Origin of the sequence: Paenibacillus sp. FSL H8-0283, assembly GCF_045040675.1 — a bacterium.
Lineage (GTDB): Bacteria > Bacillota > Bacilli > Paenibacillales > Paenibacillaceae > Paenibacillus > Paenibacillus amylolyticus.
Window position 1 is genome coordinate 4,319,341 of sequence record NZ_CP150295.1, and the last position, 22,477, is coordinate 4,341,817.

General features: G+C 46.8%; 24 protein-coding genes. All 24 read right to left on the reverse strand.

What is annotated here, in order from left to right:
• Positions 1 to 32: 32 nt before the first annotated feature.
• The gene (trpC, locus tag MHI52_RS19210; RefSeq protein WP_405157475.1) at positions 33 to 821 is read right to left on the reverse strand and encodes an indole-3-glycerol phosphate synthase TrpC; all 789 of its coding nucleotides are present in this window, start codon (positions 819 to 821) and stop codon (positions 33 to 35) included.
• A complete protein-coding gene (trpD, locus tag MHI52_RS19215; protein WP_405159403.1) occupies positions 811 to 1,884 on the reverse strand; it encodes an anthranilate phosphoribosyltransferase in 1,074 nt (357 codons plus the stop codon). The genes trpC and trpD overlap by 11 nt, the downstream gene beginning before the upstream one ends.
• 35 nt (positions 1,885 to 1,919) lie before the next feature.
• Positions 1,920 to 3,488: an anthranilate synthase component I gene (trpE, locus tag MHI52_RS19220; protein ID WP_405157476.1), complete on the reverse strand. Its 1,569-nt coding sequence runs from the start codon at positions 3,486 to 3,488 to the stop codon at positions 1,920 to 1,922.
• Positions 3,489 to 4,218: 730 nt separating this feature from the next.
• Complete coding sequence (gene aroH, locus MHI52_RS19225; RefSeq protein WP_315370822.1) at positions 4,219 to 4,596, reverse strand: chorismate mutase; 378 nt, start codon at positions 4,594 to 4,596, stop codon at positions 4,219 to 4,221.
• A gap of 5 nt (positions 4,597 to 4,601) precedes the next feature.
• Positions 4,602 to 5,696 carry a 3-dehydroquinate synthase gene (gene aroB / locus MHI52_RS19230; RefSeq protein ID WP_036607679.1) on the reverse strand — a complete coding sequence of 365 codons (1,095 nt, stop codon included), beginning with the start codon at positions 5,694 to 5,696 and terminating at the stop codon, positions 4,602 to 4,604.
• 1 nt (position 5,697) lies between these two features.
• A complete protein-coding gene (aroC, locus tag MHI52_RS19235; protein WP_017687707.1) occupies positions 5,698 to 6,867 on the reverse strand; it encodes a chorismate synthase in 1,170 nt (389 codons plus the stop codon).
• Between the two features lie 178 nt (positions 6,868 to 7,045).
• The gene (locus MHI52_RS19240; protein WP_127549785.1) at positions 7,046 to 7,840 is read right to left on the reverse strand and encodes a protein-glutamate O-methyltransferase CheR; all 795 of its coding nucleotides are present in this window, start codon (positions 7,838 to 7,840) and stop codon (positions 7,046 to 7,048) included.
• 25 nt (positions 7,841 to 7,865) lie between these two features.
• Positions 7,866 to 8,309, reverse strand: a complete 444-nt coding sequence (gene ndk, locus MHI52_RS19245) for a nucleoside-diphosphate kinase (protein ID WP_017687704.1) — start codon at positions 8,307 to 8,309, stop codon at positions 7,866 to 7,868.
• Between the two features lie 154 nt (positions 8,310 to 8,463).
• Positions 8,464 to 9,438 (reverse strand): polyprenyl synthetase family protein, encoded by a 975-nt coding sequence (locus tag MHI52_RS19250; protein WP_017687703.1) that lies wholly within the window; start codon positions 9,436 to 9,438, stop codon positions 8,464 to 8,466.
• A gap of 343 nt (positions 9,439 to 9,781) precedes the next feature.
• The gene (locus MHI52_RS19255; protein ID WP_017687702.1) at positions 9,782 to 10,402 is read right to left on the reverse strand and encodes a UbiX family flavin prenyltransferase; all 621 of its coding nucleotides are present in this window, start codon (positions 10,400 to 10,402) and stop codon (positions 9,782 to 9,784) included.
• Positions 10,403 to 11,269: a UbiA-like polyprenyltransferase gene (locus MHI52_RS19260; protein WP_047843561.1), complete on the reverse strand. Its 867-nt coding sequence runs from the start codon at positions 11,267 to 11,269 to the stop codon at positions 10,403 to 10,405.
• Positions 11,262 to 11,990, reverse strand: coding sequence for a demethylmenaquinone methyltransferase (locus MHI52_RS19265; RefSeq protein WP_036607690.1), 729 nt, complete (start codon positions 11,988 to 11,990; stop codon positions 11,262 to 11,264). The genes MHI52_RS19260 and MHI52_RS19265 overlap by 8 nt, the downstream gene beginning before the upstream one ends.
• 15 nt (positions 11,991 to 12,005) lie before the next feature.
• On the reverse strand, positions 12,006 to 12,869 hold the full coding sequence (locus tag MHI52_RS19270) for a heptaprenyl diphosphate synthase component 1 (RefSeq protein ID WP_282320914.1): 864 nt from the start codon (positions 12,867 to 12,869) through the stop codon (positions 12,006 to 12,008).
• 101 nt (positions 12,870 to 12,970) lie between these two features.
• Positions 12,971 to 13,522, reverse strand: a complete 552-nt coding sequence (locus MHI52_RS19275) for a hypothetical protein (RefSeq protein WP_017687698.1) — start codon at positions 13,520 to 13,522, stop codon at positions 12,971 to 12,973.
• Positions 13,523 to 13,643: 121 nt separating this feature from the next.
• Positions 13,644 to 13,865 carry a trp RNA-binding attenuation protein MtrB gene (mtrB, locus tag MHI52_RS19280; protein WP_017687697.1) on the reverse strand — a complete coding sequence of 74 codons (222 nt, stop codon included), beginning with the start codon at positions 13,863 to 13,865 and terminating at the stop codon, positions 13,644 to 13,646.
• A 169-nt stretch (positions 13,866 to 14,034) separates the two neighbouring features.
• Positions 14,035 to 14,307 carry an HU family DNA-binding protein gene (locus MHI52_RS19285; protein ID WP_024630670.1) on the reverse strand — a complete coding sequence of 91 codons (273 nt, stop codon included), beginning with the start codon at positions 14,305 to 14,307 and terminating at the stop codon, positions 14,035 to 14,037.
• Between the two features lie 217 nt (positions 14,308 to 14,524).
• Complete coding sequence (locus MHI52_RS19290; RefSeq protein WP_017687695.1) at positions 14,525 to 15,511, reverse strand: ABC transporter permease; 987 nt, start codon at positions 15,509 to 15,511, stop codon at positions 14,525 to 14,527.
• A complete protein-coding gene (locus MHI52_RS19295; RefSeq protein WP_076250000.1) occupies positions 15,508 to 17,025 on the reverse strand; it encodes a sugar ABC transporter ATP-binding protein in 1,518 nt (505 codons plus the stop codon). Before MHI52_RS19295 ends, MHI52_RS19290 begins: the two co-directional genes overlap by 4 nt.
• A gap of 112 nt (positions 17,026 to 17,137) precedes the next feature.
• Entirely contained in the window at positions 17,138 to 18,235 is a 1,098-nt protein-coding gene (locus tag MHI52_RS19300) for a sugar ABC transporter substrate-binding protein (protein ID WP_036672016.1), read from the reverse strand.
• 217 nt (positions 18,236 to 18,452) lie between these two features.
• Positions 18,453 to 19,931: a stage IV sporulation protein A gene (gene spoIVA, locus MHI52_RS19305; RefSeq protein ID WP_036607700.1), complete on the reverse strand. Its 1,479-nt coding sequence runs from the start codon at positions 19,929 to 19,931 to the stop codon at positions 18,453 to 18,455.
• A gap of 454 nt (positions 19,932 to 20,385) precedes the next feature.
• Entirely contained in the window at positions 20,386 to 21,165 is a 780-nt protein-coding gene (locus MHI52_RS19310; protein WP_405157477.1) for a hypothetical protein, read from the reverse strand.
• Between the two features lie 46 nt (positions 21,166 to 21,211).
• On the reverse strand, positions 21,212 to 21,562 hold the full coding sequence (locus MHI52_RS19315) for a 2Fe-2S iron-sulfur cluster-binding protein (protein WP_036607701.1): 351 nt from the start codon (positions 21,560 to 21,562) through the stop codon (positions 21,212 to 21,214).
• Between the two features lie 17 nt (positions 21,563 to 21,579).
• Positions 21,580 to 22,197 (reverse strand): hypothetical protein, encoded by a 618-nt coding sequence (locus tag MHI52_RS19320; RefSeq protein WP_405157478.1) that lies wholly within the window; start codon positions 22,195 to 22,197, stop codon positions 21,580 to 21,582.
• Positions 22,198 to 22,280: 83 nt separating this feature from the next.
• Positions 22,281 to 22,460: a DUF2768 family protein gene (locus tag MHI52_RS19325; RefSeq protein WP_017687688.1), complete on the reverse strand. Its 180-nt coding sequence runs from the start codon at positions 22,458 to 22,460 to the stop codon at positions 22,281 to 22,283.
• Between the last annotated feature and the right edge of the window lie 17 nt (positions 22,461 to 22,477).

Genomic DNA, 22,477 nt, shown 5'->3' on the forward strand with positions numbered 1-22,477 from the left:
GTCGCCTGTGCCATCGTGTAAGGAAGTATTCATCATTTGGGCCCCATCAGATCATATACAGCCGCCTCGACATCATCCTTGCGCATGAGATGCTCACCTACGAGAATACCATGAACACCGGCCTGGATCAGAGGTACTGTTGATTCTGGTCCGTCAATACCACTTTCGCTAATCAAGGTAACGCCACTTGGAATCAATTCCATCAAATCAAGTGTCGTGTTCAGACTGGTTTCGAATGTTTTCAAATTACGATTGTTGATGCCCACAAGTGTTGCCTGCGGAATCTCCAATACCTGCTCCAGTTCTGTTCGATCATGGACTTCAATCAAGGCATCCAGCCCCAAACTTTTGGCAAATTCCAGATATTGACGAATCTGTTCAGGTGTCAGAATGCTGGCAATCAGCAGTATCGCATCCGCACCCAGTAATCTTGCCTCGGCAATCTGTCGTTCATCTATAATAAAATCCTTGCGCAATAGCGGAATGTTCACTGCTTGATGGATAGCCTGCAAGTACTCGTTGCTGCCTTGAAAATATGACACATCTGTTAATACGGAGATGCAGTCTGCACCCGCTCGCTCATAAGTAGCAGCAATCTCTACCGGATGAAAATCCGGACGAATTAACCCTTTGGATGGCGAAGCCTTCTTCACTTCAGCAATAAGGCCGAGTTTGCGATTGCGTCCGCTTGATAATGCTTGTTCAAACCCCCGGGTTGCGGGTAGTTGTTCGATTTTTTGGATAGCTTCATCCATGCGAAATGTCTGTGCAAGAACTTCAACTTCTTTATGTTTGGTTGCAACGATTCGATCAAGATACATGACTGTACGCCTCCGTTGTATGAATTAACTGTTCAAGCTTCCCGGCAGCTTTGCCCGAATCTACCGCTTCTGCGGCAAGTGTCACCCCTTCAGCAATGCTATCTGCAAGACCGGATACATAGATGCACGCTCCGGCGTTCAACAGAACGACATCACGATAGGCACTCTGCTCACCCTGGAAGATCCTCTTAATAATTTCGGCATTCTGTGCCGCATCTCCTCCAAGTACCGCTTCGAGCGGATGCAGAGACAAACCCATATCACGTGGATCAATATCATAGGTGTGCACTTCACCATTGCGAAGTTCAGATACCTGAGTTGGTGCCGAGATACTGATTTCATCCAGACCATCATGGCTGGCCACAACCAACGCTCTTTTGAGACCAAGACGATTCAGTACTTCAGCAATCATCGGCGTCCGGGAACGATCATACAGGCCAAGCAGTTGGCGATCTGCTCCCGCAGGATTCGTTAACGGTCCGAGCATATTGAAAATGGTACGAACCCCCAGCTCTTTTCTTGGTCCTGCTGCATGTCGCATGGAAGGGTGATATACCTGGGCAAAACAGAAGCAGATTCCTATATCATCCAGACATTGTCTGGCCTGCTCACCGTTCAGATGGATATTTACACCGAGTGCCTCTAATACATCTGCACTACCCGCTTTGCCTGAAGCTGAACGGTTGCCATGTTTGGCGACCCGAACCGAGACGGCCGAAGCAATGATCGCGGATGCTGTGGAAATGTTGAATTTGTGAATACCCGATCCACCTGTTCCACAAGTGTCCAGCAAGCCGCTGCCATCCGTTAGAATTCGTCCGCCCTGACCACGCATGGCTTCAGCAAAACCGGTGATCTCATCTACCGTTTCACCCTTCATCCGTAGCGCCATCAGCAAACCTCCGATTTGAGCCGGCGTTGCCTCACCTCTCATGATCGAGTACATCAAATCTCTTGCTTCGGCTTGCTCCAGATGGCTGCCCTCTAGAATCTTCGTCAGGCCATTTTTCATGCCTTCCTCATGAGTAATCTCAGCAATGGGGGTTACAGGGTTCTCATTCATTATTGGGTTTATGTTCATCTCCGGTCTCTCCTCTCTCAGTTCTTAGCGGCCGCTGGTGTGACAAAGTAGTCTGCATTCGCCAGTCTCAACGTGCTGTCCTTTTCTTTGGCAGGAAACATTGCTTCTGCTGTTCGAATCGCCTTGAGCAATGCTTTAGCTTTGTTAACCGTTTCCTCATATTCATTCTCAGGCACAGAATCCCATACGATTCCCGCTCCGGCCTGTACATACGCTTTTCCTTTTTTAAAAATAATCGTACGAATCGTAATACAGGAGTCCATGTTACCCGAGAAACCAAGGTATCCGATTGCTCCTGCATAAGCTCCACGTGCCTCTTTCTCCAGTTCCGCGATAATCTCCATTGCACGCAGTTTCGGTGCTCCGGATACAGTACCCGCTGGCATGCAAGAGAGGAATGCATCGAAGAAATCCTTATCTTCTCTAAGCTCGCCCGTAACGTTGGATACCATGTGCATAACGTGAGAATACCGTTCAATCTCCATGAACATGTCACACTTCACGCTGCCGAAACTGGATACCCGGCCCAGATCGTTACGCCCCAGATCAACTAGCATCAGATGCTCCGCGCGTTCCTTCTCATCCTGGAGCAGATCAGCAGCGAGTGCACGATCTTCCGCTTCTGTTGCCCCTCTTGGACGTGTACCTGCAATCGGTCGTGTCTCCACACGATTCCCGTCCACCTTGACCAGCGCTTCTGGCGAAGTACCCACGATAATCTCATCATCCATTTTGAGGTAGTACATATAAGGTGATGGATTCAGGGTCCGAAGCACACGATACACGTGAAGCGGAGAAACTTCCGTATCAATGTGGAAACGCTGGGATAATACCACTTGAAAAATATCACCTGCGCGAATGTAATCTTTGGCTTGCTCTACATTACCGATAAATTGCTCCTTCGTGAGGTTGGAGCGAATATCCCCCAGTTCCACGTCTCCCGGAATGGAACGCGGATTCAGGTTCTCCCCTGGTCCTTGCTGCTGCAAACGTTCTGCCGCCTGCTCCAGCTTCTCCGAAGTCACTGCATACGCTTGGCGTATCTCATCATCCGTTGCACCGTCCTTGACGTGTACATTACCAACGAGCAGCATCTGCTGCTTCACATGGTCAAACACGATAATCTGGTCACAGAACATAAAGCGAATGTCATCCATATTCAGGTCATCCAGCGCGTGAGCTGGAAGTTTCTCATAATAGGACAGCAGATCATATCCGAAGAAACCAATTGCCCCACCTGTGAATGGTGGCAGTTCATCATCTTTTGGACTGCGATACTTACGCAACAGTGCTTTCAGTTCTTCAATCGGTTTGCCTGGCAATTCACGAGTCTTCCCTGCTTCTTCTACAACGATTCGACCCTTCTTGGCCGAAATCATCAGGAACGGATCTGTACCGATGAACGAGTATCTCGCCCATTGGATACCCCCCTCTACACTTTCCAACAGGAATGCCCGGTCGTTGTCAGCATAACGGCGGAATATTCGAATCGGAGTCTCCATATCTGCCAGAATCCGTTTGACTACCGGAATCAGATTATACTCATTCGACATTTTCAGTACTTGATTAACGTTTGGCGTTATCATCAGATCACGTCCTTTCAGATTTAGGTAAGTTCAACTAAAGAGGTTTACACTGAGCACTCCGATGACAGAACAACCTTCCGATCGCTGTTATCCCCAGATTTTTTTGATTCCCTTTCTAAAGGGAAAATCCGGTGATAGCGTATGCTTCCGATGTAGCTTTCTTTCAGAAAGCTTTTAGGCGCACGCTTCGCTTCTTCACGTTATTTCTGTCCTCTTCGTTTTTGTGTAAAAGTTTAGTTGAACTTATAGGGGGAGAAGAAACAATTCAATGTACAAAAAAACCTCTACCATCAGGTAGAGGTTTGGTTATAAGCTGTATTTAACAGGGTGATGCTTCATAAATAACAAGTCCCTATACTTCGCTGTCGGATTATTAACAGGTCGCTGAATTGATGCATCTCACATCATCCAAATCGGGAAAATAAATTAGTTATAACACTTCAACTACTCATTCCAATATTACGTAAAATATAGGAGAGTGCATTGATTGTGTTTGTACCAAAATATATCAAAACAAAAGATGTCCTATGACACGTTTGTTTTCCCTGTTCCTGTTACCTATTCCGTAGCACGACGTACCGTGAATCAGTTGACCGGTTTCTGTTGCCCCGGTTACCACCCACTGGACTCTGCTATATACTCCACTAGCTCAGCTGCTCTCAGCTCAATCTCTACTCTACTCAACTGGTTCTCACTATACATCATTATGATCGGTTTGACAACCCACTACTTAAGAACCAGAAGGTGTTGCCAAATCCGGACGTAATGCCTGTGCACCGTTCAGATACACATGGTTGATTTCATTCTGATCTTTGTTTGTATTGACATGCACCATGAAACGAATGCACTGCGCCAAGGCACCTTTAACAGGAACCTCCAGTGCACACATTAGTGGTACGAGTTCCCAGCCATCCAGTTGGCGAATAGCTTTTGCCGGGAAAGCAGCATCCAGATCCCCAGTTAACGTAATCCACACACTGCAGATATCTTCCGGTTGGATCTCATTGCGATCCACGATCTCCTGCAACAATACTGCCGTTTCCTTCAAAATCTGTTCTTCGTTGTTCTGCGTGACTGTTGTAGCCCCGCGAATTCCCCGTGTGACCATCGCTGTTATTCTCCCTTCCTGAGCATTTCAATGACGTCCCGAACTGCCGACACAGGTACGTCCTTCACAATTCTTGCAGCCCCAATCCGATCAGGAATGATAAACACCATATGACCTTCACGGAACTTTTTGTCATGCATCATCGCTTCCATTAATGCATCCGTGTCGAGATGCGCAGGCATCGTTGTTGGAAGGCGAAGTGAACGCAACATGCGGACCGTATCTTCATAGAGCCCTGCTGGCGCACCAAGCTTCTCACCAAGCAATGCTGATCCAGCCATACCGATCGAGATCGCTTCTCCGTGCAGAAATTCTCCATAACCGGCAATCGCTTCAATGGCATGACCAATCGTATGTCCCAGGTTCAACAACGCACGTTCTCCATTTTCACGTTCGTCTCTGGATACAATCTCCGCCTTAATGCCACATCCACGTTCCAAGCCGTATCCAAGTGCTTCCGGATTAAGCGCAAGCAGTTCTTCCGCATGTTCCTCACACCAATGTGCAAAAGCCTCATCACGGATCAGCCCGTGCTTCAGCATCTCTGACAACCCTGCCGATACATCTCGTGGCGGCAAGGATTGAAGTGTGTCCACATCATAGAGCACTAGCTCGGGTTGGTGGAATGCACCAATCATATTTTTGGCCAGCGGATGATTGACAGCCACCTTGCCGCCTACACTGCTGTCATGCGCCAAAATCGTTGTAGGTACTTGAACAAACTTGATTCCACGCATATATGTAGCGGCAACAAAACCAGCCAGATCACCTACTACACCACCACCTAAGGCCAGAATCGCAGAACTCCGATCCAGTTTGCCTTCAATAGCAACGGTCATCATATCCTGGTACACCGAAAGGGATTTCGATGTTTCACCAGAGGGTACAACCGCCGATACGACTGTATAACCAGCCGTACGCAGCGTTTGCTCCAAACCTGACAAGTATTTGGGAGCCACATTTTCATCTGTAATGATGAGTAACGGACTTTTTTTGGTCAACCCATATTGCTCAAAATATTGAGGGGCTTGTGCCAATAGACCGCTGCCAATCAGAATCGGATATGAGCGTTCCTCCAACTGTACCGTCAGCTGACGCATATTAGTAATTCTCCAGTTGAGCGTTATAACTAGCAACATTGGCACGGATCTCTTCCATGGAATCCCCGCCGAATTTCTCCAGGAATGCTTTGGCAATTTCCCACGCTACAACATGCTCCATAACCACACTCGCTGCTGGTACAGCACAAGCGTCCGAGCGCTCAACCTGAGCCGTAAATGCTTCTTTTGTATCGATATCGACACTTTGCAGTGGCTTATACAACGTTGGGATCGGCTTCATCACACCACGTACAACGACTGGCATACCGTTTGTCATACCACCTTCGAATCCACCCAGACGGTTGGTTGCCCGGTGGTAGCCGCGTTCATCCGTATGCATGATTTCATCATGCACCTGTGATCCCCGAATAACTCCGGCTTCGAATCCGATACCAATCTCTACACCTTTGAATGCATTAATGGACATTACGCCTTGAGCGATTCGTGCATCCAGTTTGCGATCGTATTGAACATAACTACCAAGACCAATAGGTACACCTTCAACGATACATTCCACTATTCCTCCGATGGAATCGCCTTCTTGTTTAATCTGGTCGATGTAGGCTTCCATCTTCTTCTCTGTCTCAGCATCCGTAACACGTACAGAGGAAGCTTCTGTTACTGCGATCAGTTCATCAATCGGAAGGTCCTGATACGGAGCTTCGATCTCTCCAATACGAAGTACACGTCCAGCTACCTTGATTCCGAATTCAGCCAGGAATTGACGTGCAATGGCACCACATGCCACACGTACCGTTGTCTCACGTGCACTGGAGCGCTCCAGTACGTTACGCAAGTCTTTAAGATTATACTTGAGTCCACCATTCAGATCAGCGTGTCCGGGACGAGGACGATGAACGCGACGTTTCTCTTCGTCACTGCCTTCAATCGGCTCAATATTCATAATATTCTGCCAATGTTTCCAGTCGTTATTTTGAACAACCAGCGCTACCGGAGCACCTGTTGTATATCCGTGACGGATACCACCAACAAAATTCGCCTGATCCTTCTCGATCTGCATCCGGCGTCCACGGCCATATCCCTTTTGGCGGCGGTGAAGCTGGAAATTCAGTTCTTCAAAATCAATTGTCAAATTACTTGGCAATCCTTCAATAATAGCGGTCAATTGGGGTCCGTGCGTCTCCCCTGCGGTTAAATAGCGTAAACTCATAATACGTTCCCCCTTTAAACTGTTAAACTTCACATTGCTAAAATCCCATAATTTCTTTGCTTATTATAGTATAGCTGACCGGCTTTGACAAGAAAGTCGGCTCTTTCTTGTACTTGGTATACAAATAACCGCCTGAACACATGTACATGTGCTTCAGACGGCTGAACAACCATTATAATTATTTTTTCCGATAGAAAAATGTCTCTGCTGTCTCCAGACCATATTGTCCCGGGGAGAAGATCTGCTCCGTACTGCCCACAAACAAAATACCGCCTGGACGCAAACTTGCTGCAAATTTGTGATACAACAGGTTTTTGGCTTCCTCGGTAAAGTAGATCATGACATTCCGGCACACAATCAGATCGTACCCATCGTCAAAACGGTCCACCAGCAAATTTTGTTTCATGAACTTGATCGAATTTTTGAGTTGCTCATCAATACGGTATACCAAGCCATCCTGCTTGAAGTAACGGTTCGCCGTTTCCTTTGGCACATCCTTAAGTGAGCGTTCCATATAACGCCCTTCCTTGGCTTTGGCCAATGCACCTTCATCCAGATCACTTGCCGTAATGGAGCTGTCCTTCAAAATGCCCATCGTGTCCAGAATCATGGCAAGTGTATAAGGTTCTTCACCTGTTGAACAGGCCGCACTCCAAACTTTAGCACGACGCTTGGACCCCAGCAGCTCAGGCATGATCTCGTCCCGTAGCACTTCCCAACGATTGGGATTACGCCAGAATTCCGACACGTTAATCGTCATACGATCAAGGAATTCGTAAAACAATGATTTATCTTTCTGCATAGCTTCAAAAAAGTTAGAAAATGTATGAAACCCGTTTTTGTTGCGAAGTGTGGTCAGCCTTCTTTTCATCTGGCCTTCCTTGTATTGAGCAAGATCAATGCCTGTGCTCTCTTTGATTTTACGAATGAATCCGGTGTAATCCGGGTCTAGTAGTTGTTCTTGCTCCAGCATCGTGTATCACCCTTTTGGCTAATAATTACAACCAGGCTGCGATGCTCTTGTCGTATACCACCAGTTCATCTGAAGCAAAGAAATTTGCTGCTTCACGGGAAGCACTTTCCGGTGAATCTGCCCCATGAATCAGATTATGTGGTGTGTGGCTGGCGAAGTCTCCGCGAATGGTACCCGGAGCTGCTTCCTTCACATTGGTTTTTCCGATGACGATTCGCGCAAGCGCCACAATATCGTCGCCTTCCCACACCATGGCAAATACAGGCCCCGATGTGATAAAACGAACCAGATCATCGAAAAACGGTTTACCCTCATGTTCAGCATAATGGCGTTTTGCCTGATCCTCAGACATCTGCACCAATTTGCCTGCCACCAACTTAAATCCTTTGTCTTCCAGACGGCTAATAATTCGACCGATCAATCCACGCTGCACACCATCCGGCTTCACCATCAAAAATGTACGATCCATCAGCTCACTCCTCACTCACGGTTCAAAGTTAATCACTATGTAAACGCAATCCCTCTGATTGTAACATACATGTCCAAATCCTCCCAATGAGGAATCTCACAGTTCTGTTCATCTTTGGGTATGAGTAATCTGAGAGTCGAAGGTCATACATTGTTTAATGTGTACGTTTAACCACAAAATGAGCGATATCACGCAGGTTTTTGGTCGTCTTGATGTTAGGTAGCTGATCGAGAGCATCGAGCGCTTTCTTCATATATCGGTCAGCAAGGGCTTCAGCTTTAGCAATTCCTTGACTTTGGCGAATCATTCCAATTGCATCCGATGCACTTGCTCGTCCTTCTTCATGCTGGACACGGGAAATCTCCTTAAGCAAAGGTTCCCGCAGATCGGATTCTTCCAAGGCATAAAGTACAGGAAGAGTGATATTTCCTTGCTTCATGTCACTGCCAGGTGGCTTGCCAAGTTGTTTCTCGGTACCTACCAGATCAAGTACATCATCTTGAATCTGGAAAGCCATCCCCACATTGTATCCGTACGTATACAGCAGGGAAGATACATGCTCAGGCGCACGTGTAGCCAATGCCCCTAACTGACAACTAACTGCAATCAGAAGTGCTGTTTTGCGGCGAATCCGCAGCAGATAGTTACGAACACTTTGTCCCGTATTGAAAAAGTCGCGAATTTGCTCCATCTCACCAATGGACATCTGTACCATAGCTTTGGCAAGGATACGATGAATCGCTGGATCGGATAATCCGGCAGTCATTTCAAGTGCCTTACCGTAGATATAGTCTCCAGTGTACATGGCAATCCGGTTATCCCATTTTGACTTCACCGTGGGTTTGCCTCGGCGTGTCTCCGCATTATCAATGACATCATCATGAACGAGGGATGCCGAATGGATGAGTTCCAGCGGAACCGCAACCAGCTTCAGACGTTCAATGTCGTATGTACCAAATTTCCCACCAAGTAACACAAAAACGGGCCGCAACCGTTTTCCTCCTGCTTTGAGCAAATGAAGTGACGTTTCACTCAGCAGCTTCTGTTCTCCTCGAACACTGCGATACAATTCTTTCTCAATGTAATCCATGTCCTTTTTTAACAACCCGAAAATATCCAATAGTTTCATTCGTTCACCCGTATCAGCGTATTGTCAGTCCATAAATTCATGCTTACCTTCCCCTCCAGCAAGTCGGGCCTGCAGGCATTACGAAAAACCCGGCTTACCGTTCTTGCTTGTGTTGTTCTATAAGGTAATCTAACGTGTTTTTCTTCTCCGAATGTCATAGCCGACACCCGAAAATTAAACTCTGCGACTTGTTCTGAAACAAAATACAGAAGTTGCCGGAGCATGGGTCAAGACTGTGGTTCATGAAGACTCACCATCAGTGCTCACCAATACCCCGGGATTCGGGGGACAAATAAACCGAGCAACACTTTGGCAAAAAACAGCCTTGTATCGAACTCAGTCGTTATCCCCGTTCATCCGGTTCTCCCCATCTTGTAAACAGTTGATGTGGGATGCGCAAGCTATCCAGCACTTTCCCCACCAAAAACAGAATCAACTCATCCATAGTCTGAGGTTTGTAATAAAAAGCAGGCATAGCCGGTATCATTCGTACACCAAGACGAGAAAGCTTCAGCATGTTCTCCAGATGGATTGCATGAAGAGGCGTCTCACGCGGTACGAGGATCAATGTTCTTCCCTCTTTCATCATAACATCGGCTGCGCGAGACATCAGATTATCCGACGATCCCTGCGCGATGGACGAAAGAGTTCCCATCGAACATGGCATGATAATCATGCCGTCGGCCAGATAAGAACCACTAGCAATGGAGGCCCCTATATCACTCACAGGATGATAGATCAGAGAACCGGCACGGTTGCCGAATTTTTCTTCCAGCACCGCGTCCCGATTCGTCACATCCCAGTCCAATTCTTCTTTCAGTACACGCCACCCTGCATTGGATATGACCAGATGAACGTTATATTCCAAATCAAGCAGCGTTTCAATTAATCGAATGCCATATATGCTGCCACTCGCTCCGGTAATTCCGACAACCAGTCGTTTATTGTCCGGCTGCTGCACCATTTATTTCACCGCCAGATCAATCAGAGTGAACGTAAATACAATTAAACTAAGCAAACTGTTCATGGTAAAAAACGCCGTTTGAACACGGCTCATATCATTAGGCGATACAATATAGTGTTGATAGAATAGAATTCCATACGTCACCAACATGCCTGCGCCATACCACCAGCTCAGATCTGTCATCAACAATAACGCAAGAAAACCAATTGCAGTAATCACATGGAAGAACTTAGCGATCTGCAAGGATTTAACCAGGCCAAAACGGGAAGGTATGGAGTGAAGACCCTCTCCCTGATCGAATTCCAGATCCTGACATGCATAGATAATATCAAAGCCCGCTGTCCAGAACACAATCGTAACGTACAGCACAATCGCTGTCCAATCCATCGTTCCTGTTACAGCTACCCAGCCACCAAGTGGTGCCAAACCAATCGTCATTCCGAGAACAATGTGGCATAACCATGTGAATCGTTTGGTGTACGAATACAGTACCAACATAAACACAGCAATAGGTAACAGCTGCATCGATAATACATTAAGATTGGATGAGGCCCAGAATAACAATATAAATGAGATAATGACAAATATAACAACTTCCCCATTTTTCAACAGTCCTGCCGGGATGGCTCTCATCGCGGTACGCGGGTTTTTGCTATCAATCGCTTGGTCGATAATTCGGTTCAAACCAAAAGCCGCACTACGTGCGCCGACCATCGCAAGCAATACCCACATGATCTGCATCCAGCTTGGGAAGGTATCATTCACTACCATGGAGCCGAGGATCGCCCCCATAAATGCAAAAGGTAAAGCAAAAAGCGTGTGTTCAATCTTGATCATTTCTAAAAAGATGCGAATTTTCCTAAACATGCTGATTCTCCTTGGTTCCAATATGCAGTGCCGCGATACCTCCGGTCAGAGGGTAGGCCTGCACTTGTTGTAATCCAGTTTCTGCAAAAATGTCTGCCAGTTCCTGCCTTCCCGGGAAAATGGCCAGTGAGTCCGGTAGCCATTTGTACTGCTCAAAACTTTTAGCAAACACTTTGGCAAGATTCGGTAAAACCTTCTCAAAATAAAAATAATAAATGCCTTTGAACGGCTGCCATGTTGGCTTGGACAATTCCAGGCATACAACCATACCGCCCGGTTTGACCACACGTTTCATTTCAGACAACACTTGTCTGAGATCAGGTACATTACGCAACCCAAACCCGATCGTCACATAATCAAACGAATTGTCTTCAAAAGGAAGTGACATGGCATTTCCCTGTGTCAGGGTAATCTGTTTTTGACGTTGCACCGCATTGATCTTTGTCTGGCCGACCTCCAGCATGTTGCTACTGAAATCAAGTCCGTGCATGTGCCCCGTTTCACTTGCCTCTGCCATAGCAAGCGTCCAGTCACATGTGCCGCAGCACAAATCAAGACCGGTATCGCCTTTGGACATATTCATCTTTTTCATGGTGAATTTACGCCAAGCCTTATGCCTGCGGAAACTTAAAATATCATTCATGACATCATATTTTCCGGCTATACTCTGAAAAACCGAATGGACATATTCTTCTTTCGGTTTGGTCTCTCCGCTCCCCATTCGTCTGTCTCCCCCTCAATCTTCCCTTACTGCCGCATGTGAAGGCTGCAAATATGCCAAGTAAGGCTCTAGAATTGCATGTATCTCATGCAAGCCCATCCGCCCTTCCTCATCTTGCAACAACAGTTGAATGCGGTGTGTACACTCGCGAAGCTTGTCCAGCAAAACCTCGCCAACCCTATGCTTCAGCACCATAGTGTTCCATGCACGTGCATCCGGTTCAGATTGACGCAACACATTGCGCTCATCGTCATTACCATGCTCGTATATGTGCCAATATGCATAGCTGTGAAGATATCGTTTTGCGTCATTCATCCGCTTCAGTTCTTCCACGATCGTTTCGCAGGAGCTGAATTCGGTCAACAGGCTGTTCCATAATGACTCTTCCTTATGTTGAATCATGCCTGTAAATGAAAGAAACAGCTGCATTCTCAGCTGTACCGTTTCACGCAAGTATTCGTCAGCCGAAACGAGAAGCTTCTTCATCCGTTCATACAGCGTCATCTTGCGTGCGTTCACTCCGGATACAGCACCACTGAGTTTGCCAATCATTTCAATTCTGCCCGCTTGGGCAAGCAATTGATAAAAACGGCTACTTAAATAATCCCCGGCGAGTACATTCAACTGACGTGAACGCATCTCCTGCTCTTTCCGCTCACCGGAAATGGTATCGATTCGATCATGCGTATCCATGGCCAACTGAACGAGCGAAGTTGCAAGAGCATATAACTCTTGATGCACCTTTTCGTCTGTGCGGCCCACAAATACCTGCAACAGACGTGCTCGGCTATCCGGAAATGATGGGATTTCCGTATGTTGTCGAATCATGTCGTAATCCGTATATTTCTTTGCTAGTTGGGGTACGCGATATGAATTCATTCTCAGCCTCCGAGCCTTAACATTGTTAAACCTTTTCTGCACTACAATCTTATATATTATAGCATATGTTGAACGGGCACGCACTGAATCCTGCTATTCTATTACCCCTGACTTGTCATTTCGAATTGCTTCTTCCAGAGTTCGGTCTCCATCAAATGAAACCAGTCCTTCAATTCATCTGAAAAGGCCGCACTTTTCCAGTTCCGTAATGTTTCAATCGCATACAGAGGCCACTCTCCACGCCGAATATCAGCAGCAAGTAACAGATGTCGTTTATGCATCCATTCATCTTCTGCCATCACACGCAGCAGCACCTGATCCACGTTATCCAGACTCCGAAAGCCAAGATCCGCGACAGCTGCCATGTTCTCATAGATTTCAGTGTAACTTGTACCCGTTCCTTTAACTTTGAGGTCCAGTCTCAAAATGGACTGCTTCCATTCCACTCTTGCAATGGGCGTTGATAGTTGCATGGAGCTTAGCACATCAACCAGATTGTCATTCGTTAGCTGAACTGGATGATGTGATGCAGAGGCAGGCTGTACGTTGTCCCCGCCCCATGTACGCATATGTAAGGTTTGTATCGCAACAAGCAGAAAGACCGCCGCAACCGTTGCCAGCATTGAAGCAGTAACAATCATCCGCGGTTTCATATACGCCTCCCTGCCTTTACCTGTTAGTGTAGTCTGTCCGGTAAAGGCTCATACCTCATTGTACAATGAAAAAAAGCAGGCTATGCCTGCAATCTTCATTTGAATGTATTCAATCTGTCCATTACTCCGATTCAATCTGTCCATGCTTGGTAATCAGCGTGGCTTTGCCCCGGATTTTAATAGCTGAAGTATGGGTGGTAAATTGGGCAAACATCACTTCACCCTTGTCCAATTTCTCGGTGTGGTGAAAACGTGTATCCTGACCTCGGGTTAATCCGATCACCTGGACACCATTTTCCTCTGCCTTAATTACAATATAATCATTGCCGGTTGGATGATCCATCACGCATGTCCCCTTCTTTAGTTCGATAGCGTTAATGATGATTAAGATTGTTTCATTTGTCAACCTGCGCCTTATACGAATGAACCGCAAGAATCATCGTTAAAGGGCAAAAGAAAAGGCCGTGAACAAGTCACGGTCTTTTTGTCGACATATGGAATATGTAGAAATCTTATTTAATTCCGTCTTTGAGCGCTTTACCTGGTTTGAATGCAGGAATTTTGCTCGCAGGAATTTCGATTTCTTCACCTGTTTGCGGGTTGCGTCCTTTACGTGCAGAGCGCTCGCGAACTTCGAAGTTCCCAAAACCAACCAATTGTACTTTATCTCCGCTTTGAAGAGCCTCAGAGATTGCTTCGAATACGGCATCAACCGCTTTCGTTACATCTTTCTTGGACAATTCAGTCGCTTCAGATACGTGTGTAATCAAGTCTGATTTGTTCATTTGTTTTTCACCTCCTGTATCAATGTCCTGAATGTTATACTGTGTTTCCGTTTTATAGCGAAATATACGTTCATACGCAAAAAATCTACGTACATCTTGAGCGCTGAACACAAATCTCCGCCTGCGGTCAACAGTCATTTTCGGCAGAATGTCGTCTGAAACCACGGGCATTTCAGACGCCGAACAAATTTCATACTAATACAGACAGCCCACAATTTCAAGTCCGGTTGCGGTTTAAGACGTAAAATGTAACCGCCAGGGCAAGCACGAGAACCCCACCTTTTACAATATCATGTGTGAAATACTGTACGTTCATCATTGTTAAACCGTTCACAAGTACACCAATCAGAACCGAACCAATGAAGGTTCCGATGACATTTGGTTTACCCGCACCAAACACAGAGAAACCGACAAATACTGCAGCTACGGATTCCATTAACAACGGTGATCCCGCATCAATTTGCCCGGATCCTACTTTGGAGGCATAGATGATACCCCCGATTGCTGCAAACACTCCAGCGGCTACATAGGCGAGTGTACGCACCTTTTTCACCTTGATTCCAGACAACCGTGCAGCTTCCTCATTACCACCTGTAATGTACATCTGGCGCCCATATTTCGTATACGTCAAAAAGATATGCACACCTATTACCGCAATAAGTAGCATGATAACCGATATCGGCATACCAAGCCATTTACCCTGCCCTATTAGCAGGAATGTCGGGTCCATCTCTCCCGCAGCTTTGCTCCCATCAGGGAACTGCATGTGATTGTAAATGGTATATCCCTGTGCATACGTTTTGTGAATACCTCCGATAATGTACATCGTGGCAAGGGTGGCGAGCAAATCCGGAATACGCAATTTTACAATGAGCAAAGCGTTAAGTAAACCAATAACAGCGCCAATGATTAGTGGCACAATAATTACAATTGCCAGTGGTTGTTGATACCAAATCATTAACGAAGCAGTAACGACGGTAGTTAATGAGACAGTCGCCCCAACCGAGAGATCGAATCCATCAACAATGAGAGATAACGTAACACCGATCGCTACAAAAGTAACGATAGAGATCGAGCCCAAAATATCGGTCAAGTTACTGTACGTAAAGAAATAAGGCAATTTAATGCCGAAAAATGCGATAACACCTATTATGACTATAATCGCCCCGTAACGGAACGCAAAATCCAGTGATTTATCCTTCATGATTGCACCTCTTGTCCACCGCTTGCATAGTATAGCAGCTGTTCTTGGTTAGTCTCGCCTCGTTTGAACTCTTTTACGATAACACCTTCGCACATGACAGCGATTCGGTCACCAATTCCCATGCCTTCATCCAGTTCACAGGTGAAATAGATTACACCCTTGCCCGCCAAAGCCAGTTCATTAATGATGCGGAAAATGTCACTTTTTGCCCCAATATCTACGCCTTTGGTTGGCTCATCAAATATAAATACATCCGCATCCGCATTAAGCCATTTACCAATGGCTACCTTTTGCTGGTTACCACCGCTTAGATATTTCACTTCCTGTTTCACGGACGATGTTTTAATTCCAAGCTGTTTCACCAATGACTCTGCGTTTAGACGTTCCCGCTTACGGCTTACGAAACCTAATGTACTAAGACGACTTAGCAAAGGTAGACTTAAATTCCGTTCCACGTTCTCCTGAATCAGGATTCCTTGTTTACGCCGCTCCTCCGGTACAGAAACAATCCCCAGAGCCGCCGCATCCGCAGGCTGAGATAGGCGGAGATTACGGTTGTTAAGCCGGATCTCGCCTCCCTCCAGCCGATCTGCACCAATCAGCAAACGAGAGCTTTCCGTTTTACCCGCGCCTACCAGACCCACCACAGCGAGGACTTCACCTCGGCTTACAGAGAGGTTAACACCTTTAACCTTCACTCCACGACGAAGCCCACGCGCCTCCAAAAGCAGTTCCCCCACGGGCGCTTCCGTCTTTGGAAATTCTTCTTCAAATGGTTTGCCTAACATCTGAGTAACCAAATCATTGATCGTCAGTCCCTTTGCTTCACCAGTAAATACATGTTGTCCATCTCTCATAACCGTAACGCGATCACAGTGACCCGTCACTTCCGCAAGACGATGGGTAATGAAAATGCAGGCTACGCCCCGCTCCTTCAGCAGATGTACAATACGGAAAAATGCATCCGTTTCTTCCTGACTCAGCGGTGCAGTAGGCTCGTCAAAAATGATGACCTTGGCATCCTGAATCAAAATCCGTGCCAGCAAAATCATCTGTTTTTCTGCAAGTGTCAGATCGGCCACTTTTTGGTGAACGGATATGTCCGCCCCTAATTGCTTCAATGCCTCAACCGCGCGCTGTTGCAGCTTCCGTGGACTTTTCCACCAACCTCCAGCAGATGAAGCCAACTGATCCAACATAATGTTCTCCGCAGCCGTCAGCTGTGGCACCAGTGCCGCATCCACTTCCTGATAGACACAGTGAATCCCACTTGCCTTTGCGTCTCCAGGAGAACTTAAATGTAGCGCTTGTCCACTCAACTGAATCGTACCCTGATCCAATGGATAGGCACCGGACAGAATTTTCATTAACGTGCTTTTACCGGCACCATTGGCACCCAGCAGCGCATGAATCTCCCCACCTTTTACAGAGAAATCCACATCCTTCAGTGCAGGAATACCTGAAAACTGCTTGTGGATATGTTCCATTTGAAGCAGTATCGGTGCAGTGCTCATGATGTTAACCTCCAATCGTTCCCATACGGGAGTATCCCATTTCTCATCCAGACTCGCACATCTTCATTATGGTGGAAAAAGCGCGCCTTGCGGCACGCTTCCCTTACGCTGCTTATTTAGCAGTAATTCCGTATTCACTCATCCAGTCCTTGATTCCTTGTGTGCTGCCACCCCAACCTTCAACGAACTCAGACAGCTCCGAAGTGGAGATTTGTTTATCCGGCAGAGCTTCGCGTTGAACATAGACCGGGTTAAGAACAACTGCATCTTCCGTCTCGTCCCCGTTCAATTTCTGATAAGCATAACGTACCTGGACGCGACCAATATCTGTTGGATCCACAGCCGCAGAAGCAACCCAAGGATTTTTCGGGTCCTGAATCATTTGCAGATCCTCGTCACTCATATCGATACCATACACTTTGATCTCATCACGTCCAGCTTGTTGAATCGCACGTGCTGCACCTTTGGCAAACTCATCCCAAGCAGTCCATACAGCAGTAATCTCACCTTTTGGATACTGCTTGAGAATAGCTTCCATTTTGGCTTGTGTATCCAGCGCCGGATTCTGTGCAGAACCGAATGTAGCTATTTCCTTGATGTCCGGATTTGCTTTCATGAATTCACCGTATGCAATCTGACGGCGTTCCATCGGTGCGAAACCAGCTACCCATACTTTGACAATATTGCCTTGTCCATTGATATCTTTTTTCATTTGCTCCAGCGTCAGTTCAGCCATCTTCTGGTCATCCTGCGACAGGACTGTAGCTCCTGGAACACTGATAGCTGCGTCAAACACGACCACTGGAATATTCTGTTCTACTGCCTTCTTCACGCCTGGCTCTAATAGGGAATCACCGTGATCCGTGAGAATGGCATCGAACTTCTGGTTAATAGCGCTATCAAGCAAGGATACCATCTTTGCTTTGTCATTATCGGCAACAAACGTTGTCAGTTCTCCACCGAATTTTTCGATTTCTTCTTTTACACCTTGTACATATTGCTGCGAGAAAGTACCTGTATTAAACTCCATAATAAGTGCAATCCGTTTGCCGCTTAGAGGGCCTGTAACTGCTTCCGTTTTTGGTGTATCATCTGATGCACCCGAAGCCGGAGTGGCTGCCGGTTCTTTTTTGATTCCGCAAGCGGACAGCGCCAATGTAAATACTAATAACACACTCAACCATACCCATTTAGTCTCTTTTCTTTTCATCTCTGTATCCCCCTGTCCACTCTCTGTGATCTCGATCACAATAGTTGAATATTAATATAACGGCTAATCCCTAGTATGTAAATGGGTTTTAGCAATTTAAAGCTAAAACTCGCTAAGTTTTTTCGAAAGTACTATTCTTCCTATCCATTTCATCCAAAATAAAGAAATCACGTAAAAAAGACCGCGAGGGGATGCCCCCTTACGGTCTTTTGATGTCTTACAGAATGATAGCGATCAAGCCACCTGAACCTTCGTTAATGATTCTTCCCAGCGTCTCTTGCAATTTGTATCTTGCATTATCCGGCATCATGGCAATCTTGCCCTGGATACCTTCTCGCACAATGGAGTGCAGTGAACGACCAAACATGTCTGAATCCCATACCTTGATCGGGTCGTTCTCGAAGTCCTGCATCAGGTATCTCACCAGTTCCTCACTTTGTTTCTCCGTACCGATGATTGGAGCGAACTCTGATTCCACATCAACCCGGATCATGTGAATGGACGGTGCCGTTGCTTTCAGACGTACGCCAAATTTGGTGCCCTGACGAATGAGCTCAGGTTCATCCAGAGCCATCTCGGCGAGAGATGGAGCAGCAATGCCATATCCGGTCGTTTTGACCATCTCCAGCGCTTCTGCGAAGCGGTCGTATTCTCTCTTCGCATGCGAGAATTCCTGCATCAATTGCAGCAGATGATCCTTACCGCGAATCTCGATGCCAACCACTTCCACGAGAATCTGATCATACAGTTCATCCGGCGCGTACAGGTCAATTTCGGCTACACCCTGCCCCATATTCATGCCACTCAGGCCTGCGCGATCAATGAATTCATATTCCATGAACTGAGCGACAACCCGATCCACGTCACGAAGTCTGCGAATGTCCTTAACGGTATCCCGTACGGAATTTTCGTAGTTGCTACGCAGCCAGTGAGTCTCATTGAGTACCATAACCCAGCTCGGCAAGTTTACATTCACTTCATGCACAGGGAACTCATAGAGCACTTCACGAAGTACACCCGTCACATCATCTTCCGTCATGGTCGCTGCACTGAGTGTCATCACCGGAATGTCGTATTTGGCAGCAAGCTCACTGCGCAATTGCAGGGCTTCTTCACTGCGAGGACGAGTAGAGTTGATGACCAGGACAAACGGTTTACCCACTTCTTTTAATTCCGCAATGACCCGTTCTTCGGATTCCACATAGGAACTGCGGGCAATTTCGGCGATTGTGCCGTCTGTTGTTACCACAACACCCAGTGTGGAATGCTCCTGAATGACTTTGCGAGTACCAATCTCGGCGGCTTCCTGGAACGGAATTGGTTCCTCGAACCAAGGCGTGGAGATCATGCGTGGTCCATTCTCATCCTCGTATCCCTTGGCTCCTTCCACCGCGTAACCTACACAATCCACAAGGCGCACATTGACATCGAGTCCTTCTGCCACCTTAATCTGGACTGCGTTATTTGGTACGAATTTTGGTTCGGTAGTCATGATGGTTTTACCTGCTGCACTCTGTGGAAGTTCATCCACCGCTCGACCACGGTCAGCCTCGTTAGTGATGTTTGGCAACACAATGGTTTCCATGAATCGTTTAATAAATGTTGATTTTCCCGTCCGGACTGCGCCGACAACCCCGAGATAAATATCCCCTCCGGTCCGCTCAGCTATGTCCTTAAAAATGTCCACTTTCTCCAATGAAATCCCCTCCCTAAATTACTCCGAAGGAAAAATGCTAAAGAGCATCCGCTTCGTTTTTTCAATCAGAAGACTGAAATCCCTGCAACGGTAGAGCCGCCTTTGTGAGTGCCCGGAAGTCGTCCGCCGCCGAACGTTGCATTCTGATGAAACCGGCGAGAGCGGCGTTAACTCGTACATGCAATTGGACTAGTATCATCTTATGTATCCGTATGCGGCAATATGACGCGTATTTTTGTTTTTTTATCTTAAGGTGATGACATTAGGAGAATCCCCCGATCTCGGACTGCGCGTCTTTATTTCAATCTACTTTATGTGATCCGCGAAGCTTTTATGACGGTTATTGCTCATACTGACAAAAGAAAAAAGAGATATCCCTTATTTGGAATATCTCTTTTTGAATCATTAGAGCCATGGTGGTCATACAGCTAAATCATTTGAATTGCAACCATGCTTATTTTATGGGCTGGGCAACCGGCGCATTATTTTTCCAAGCGTAGGAAACCGATTTTACAGGTACGAAGTAGGAGTGTTCCACCAGCAAATACCGAACATCTTCAGTCTCTGCTGGAGACACGTCAGACTTTTCCACTGCCTGCATAATATCAAAAGCATAATCTACATAGACCTTGCCTTCGTCATCCATCATAAAAGGTAACGCCTGACCTGAATATACACTATTCAACGTTATGGAAGGAGTACCTGCCTGAGCAGCCTGCTCCATATCCACAGCATATAACCCCGGATACAGTTCTTCCCCCTTTGGCAGATTATTGTTATGTACGGACTTATATTGATTAACCATTCGCTGTACATCATTTACTTTCTGTACGGTCAGAAGATCCATCACTTTAATGGTCGGATTCACTTCTTCGTCCTGAATAAGGAAGTAAGCGCTCCCACCGCTTTCAAAAGCAGTCCCCGGTATTTCATCCAGATACCCCAGTTGTTTCAACTTGGGCAGATCCACTCTGAACTTTTCATATTTTGGCGTTTCCATATCTGCATTAATGATTGGCAAAATCCCCTCATCTTGCTGAAATGCCTCGACCGCACTCTGGATGCGGCTCACGCTTTCCCGATAGGCTATCTTAGGGTCTGAATTGCTCTGGGATGGATACATACAACCACTTGCTGTAAAAGCAAACAACAGGAATAACAGCAGACCGCCCGTCTGATGTTTCAGACGCTGCCATCCGCTTCCTTCCACACATTTTGGCTTGTTCCTAATCATTCGTGTCCTCCTTGAATAACTCATTAGAGAATCAATGTTATAACACTCAGAACCAGTCGTCTTCCTGTTGTTGACGTTCCAGTTGTTTCCGAATGGCTGCCTTCAGCGGGTCCTCTGGAACATGAACCGATAGAGATCCACACACCTTGGCCTGACAGGACAGTCGTGTACCTGCTTCCAACAGTGAACCCAGCTTGCGCTTTTCTGCATCTGTTGGTGGATACAGTTCCGTCCGATGTTCTTCATCCACGTTCACTTTGCACATCAGGCAAGCCGCTTTGCCATCACATCGGGTCGTAATCTTGACTCCAGCACGTCGTGCTGCATGCAGAAGTGTTGCCCCTGGTTTGAGTGCTATCGATTTGTTCATAGGTAAAAAAGTAACTTTATAGTCCATCATTTTCCTCCCTCAACCTACTGGGGCCATGTAAAGCCAACAAGCTTTTCCACTTCGGCTCTGAAGCGGTTTGTCCATACATTCTGTTGACTTAAAAGCATCATTATAGGTTGATGTGCATCTGGCTGCTCGCGCATCTGTGTCGCAATGGGGACATAACGATCTTCACGACCTCGCAGCAGATTAAACAACAGCTCATGCGCAAGCGGCATCAGTCGCAGGGTATATGAACCCACTTGTGCTACTGGTGCATGCGGAGCAAGTACATGTTCAATCTCGATACGGTACCAACTTTTGCGAGCCCATATTTCGAAACCACCCACCAGTTCCAGCGCACATTCACCCACCTGATAGTGGCTCAGCAGAGAAGCATACGGTCCTGTCTTGTCCACTGTAGGCTCGTCAAGCATTTCCCCCGGAGCGCTACGGTGAAGCTCCTTAGCAGCAGCAACATCCGCATAGATATCAATATCTCTCGGAGCCTGTTGCAACTCCACCCCTTGAAGCAGCAACCCACAACTTCCTCCAAGTAACCATGTCTGCGACTGTGTGTTCCAGGCTTTGGCCGTTTCCAGCAAAGCCGCGTGTAATTCCGGATAACGCTCTGTCCGCCCCTCCGTATCATGCGGCCTCATAGGCTCACACTCCCCTCATCCGTGTTCATTGTGTCAGTTCTTATGATGTGCTTATGCGGATGTTATCTTTCAGGCATGGGAAATCAGGTCAGAGAAGCGATTCCACCGAAAAAGCCAATCAGCATAATCAAAAATGCAATCAGAGAAAGAATCCCCCGTACAATACCTTTTGTTTTGGCACGAGCAAACGTAATCAGGAATACAGATAGTCCCATAATGAGGATGGCCACCAATGACAGCCACATCTTGTCCATTGCGCTCATAATCCAGCAGTCTCCCC

Coding starts and splice junctions, on each gene's coding strand:
- trpC (WP_405157475.1), bottom strand. CDS start 821: ATGTATCTTGATCGAATCGTTGCAACCAAACATAAAGAAGTTGAAGTT.
- trpD (WP_405159403.1), bottom strand. CDS start 1,884: ATGAATGAGAACCCTGTAACCCCCATTGCTGAGATTACTCATGAGGAA.
- trpE (WP_405157476.1), bottom strand. CDS start 3,488: ATGATAACGCCAAACGTTAATCAAGTACTGAAAATGTCGAATGAGTAT.
- aroH (WP_315370822.1), bottom strand. CDS start 4,596: ATGGTCACACGGGGAATTCGCGGGGCTACAACAGTCACGCAGAACAAC.
- aroB (WP_036607679.1), bottom strand. CDS start 5,696: ATGCGTCAGCTGACGGTACAGTTGGAGGAACGCTCATATCCGATTCTG.
- aroC (WP_017687707.1), bottom strand. CDS start 6,867: ATGAGTTTACGCTATTTAACCGCAGGGGAGACGCACGGACCCCAATTG.
- MHI52_RS19240 (WP_127549785.1), bottom strand. CDS start 7,840: ATGCTGGAGCAAGAACAACTACTAGACCCGGATTACACCGGATTCATT.
- ndk (WP_017687704.1), bottom strand. CDS start 8,309: ATGGATCGTACATTTTTGATGGTGAAGCCGGATGGTGTGCAGCGTGGA.
- MHI52_RS19250 (WP_017687703.1), bottom strand. CDS start 9,438: ATGAAACTATTGGATATTTTCGGGTTGTTAAAAAAGGACATGGATTAC.
- MHI52_RS19255 (WP_017687702.1), bottom strand. CDS start 10,402: ATGGTGCAGCAGCCGGACAATAAACGACTGGTTGTCGGAATTACCGGA.
- MHI52_RS19260 (WP_047843561.1), bottom strand. CDS start 11,269: ATGTTTAGGAAAATTCGCATCTTTTTAGAAATGATCAAGATTGAACAC.
- MHI52_RS19265 (WP_036607690.1), bottom strand. CDS start 11,990: ATGGGGAGCGGAGAGACCAAACCGAAAGAAGAATATGTCCATTCGGTT.
- MHI52_RS19270 (WP_282320914.1), bottom strand. CDS start 12,869: ATGAATTCATATCGCGTACCCCAACTAGCAAAGAAATATACGGATTAC.
- MHI52_RS19275 (WP_017687698.1), bottom strand. CDS start 13,522: ATGAAACCGCGGATGATTGTTACTGCTTCAATGCTGGCAACGGTTGCG.
- mtrB (WP_017687697.1), bottom strand. CDS start 13,865: ATGGATCATCCAACCGGCAATGATTATATTGTAATTAAGGCAGAGGAA.
- MHI52_RS19285 (WP_024630670.1), bottom strand. CDS start 14,307: ATGAACAAATCAGACTTGATTACACACGTATCTGAAGCGACTGAATTG.
- MHI52_RS19290 (WP_017687695.1), bottom strand. CDS start 15,511: ATGAAGGATAAATCACTGGATTTTGCGTTCCGTTACGGGGCGATTATA.
- MHI52_RS19295 (WP_076250000.1), bottom strand. CDS start 17,025: ATGAGCACTGCACCGATACTGCTTCAAATGGAACATATCCACAAGCAG.
- MHI52_RS19300 (WP_036672016.1), bottom strand. CDS start 18,235: ATGAAAAGAAAAGAGACTAAATGGGTATGGTTGAGTGTGTTATTAGTA.
- MHI52_RS19310 (WP_405157477.1), bottom strand. CDS start 21,165: ATGATTAGGAACAAGCCAAAATGTGTGGAAGGAAGCGGATGGCAGCGT.
- MHI52_RS19315 (WP_036607701.1), bottom strand. CDS start 21,562: ATGGACTATAAAGTTACTTTTTTACCTATGAACAAATCGATAGCACTC.
- MHI52_RS19320 (WP_405157478.1), bottom strand. CDS start 22,197: ATGAGGCCGCATGATACGGAGGGGCGGACAGAGCGTTATCCGGAATTA.
- MHI52_RS19325 (WP_017687688.1), bottom strand. CDS start 22,460: ATGAGCGCAATGGACAAGATGTGGCTGTCATTGGTGGCCATCCTCATT.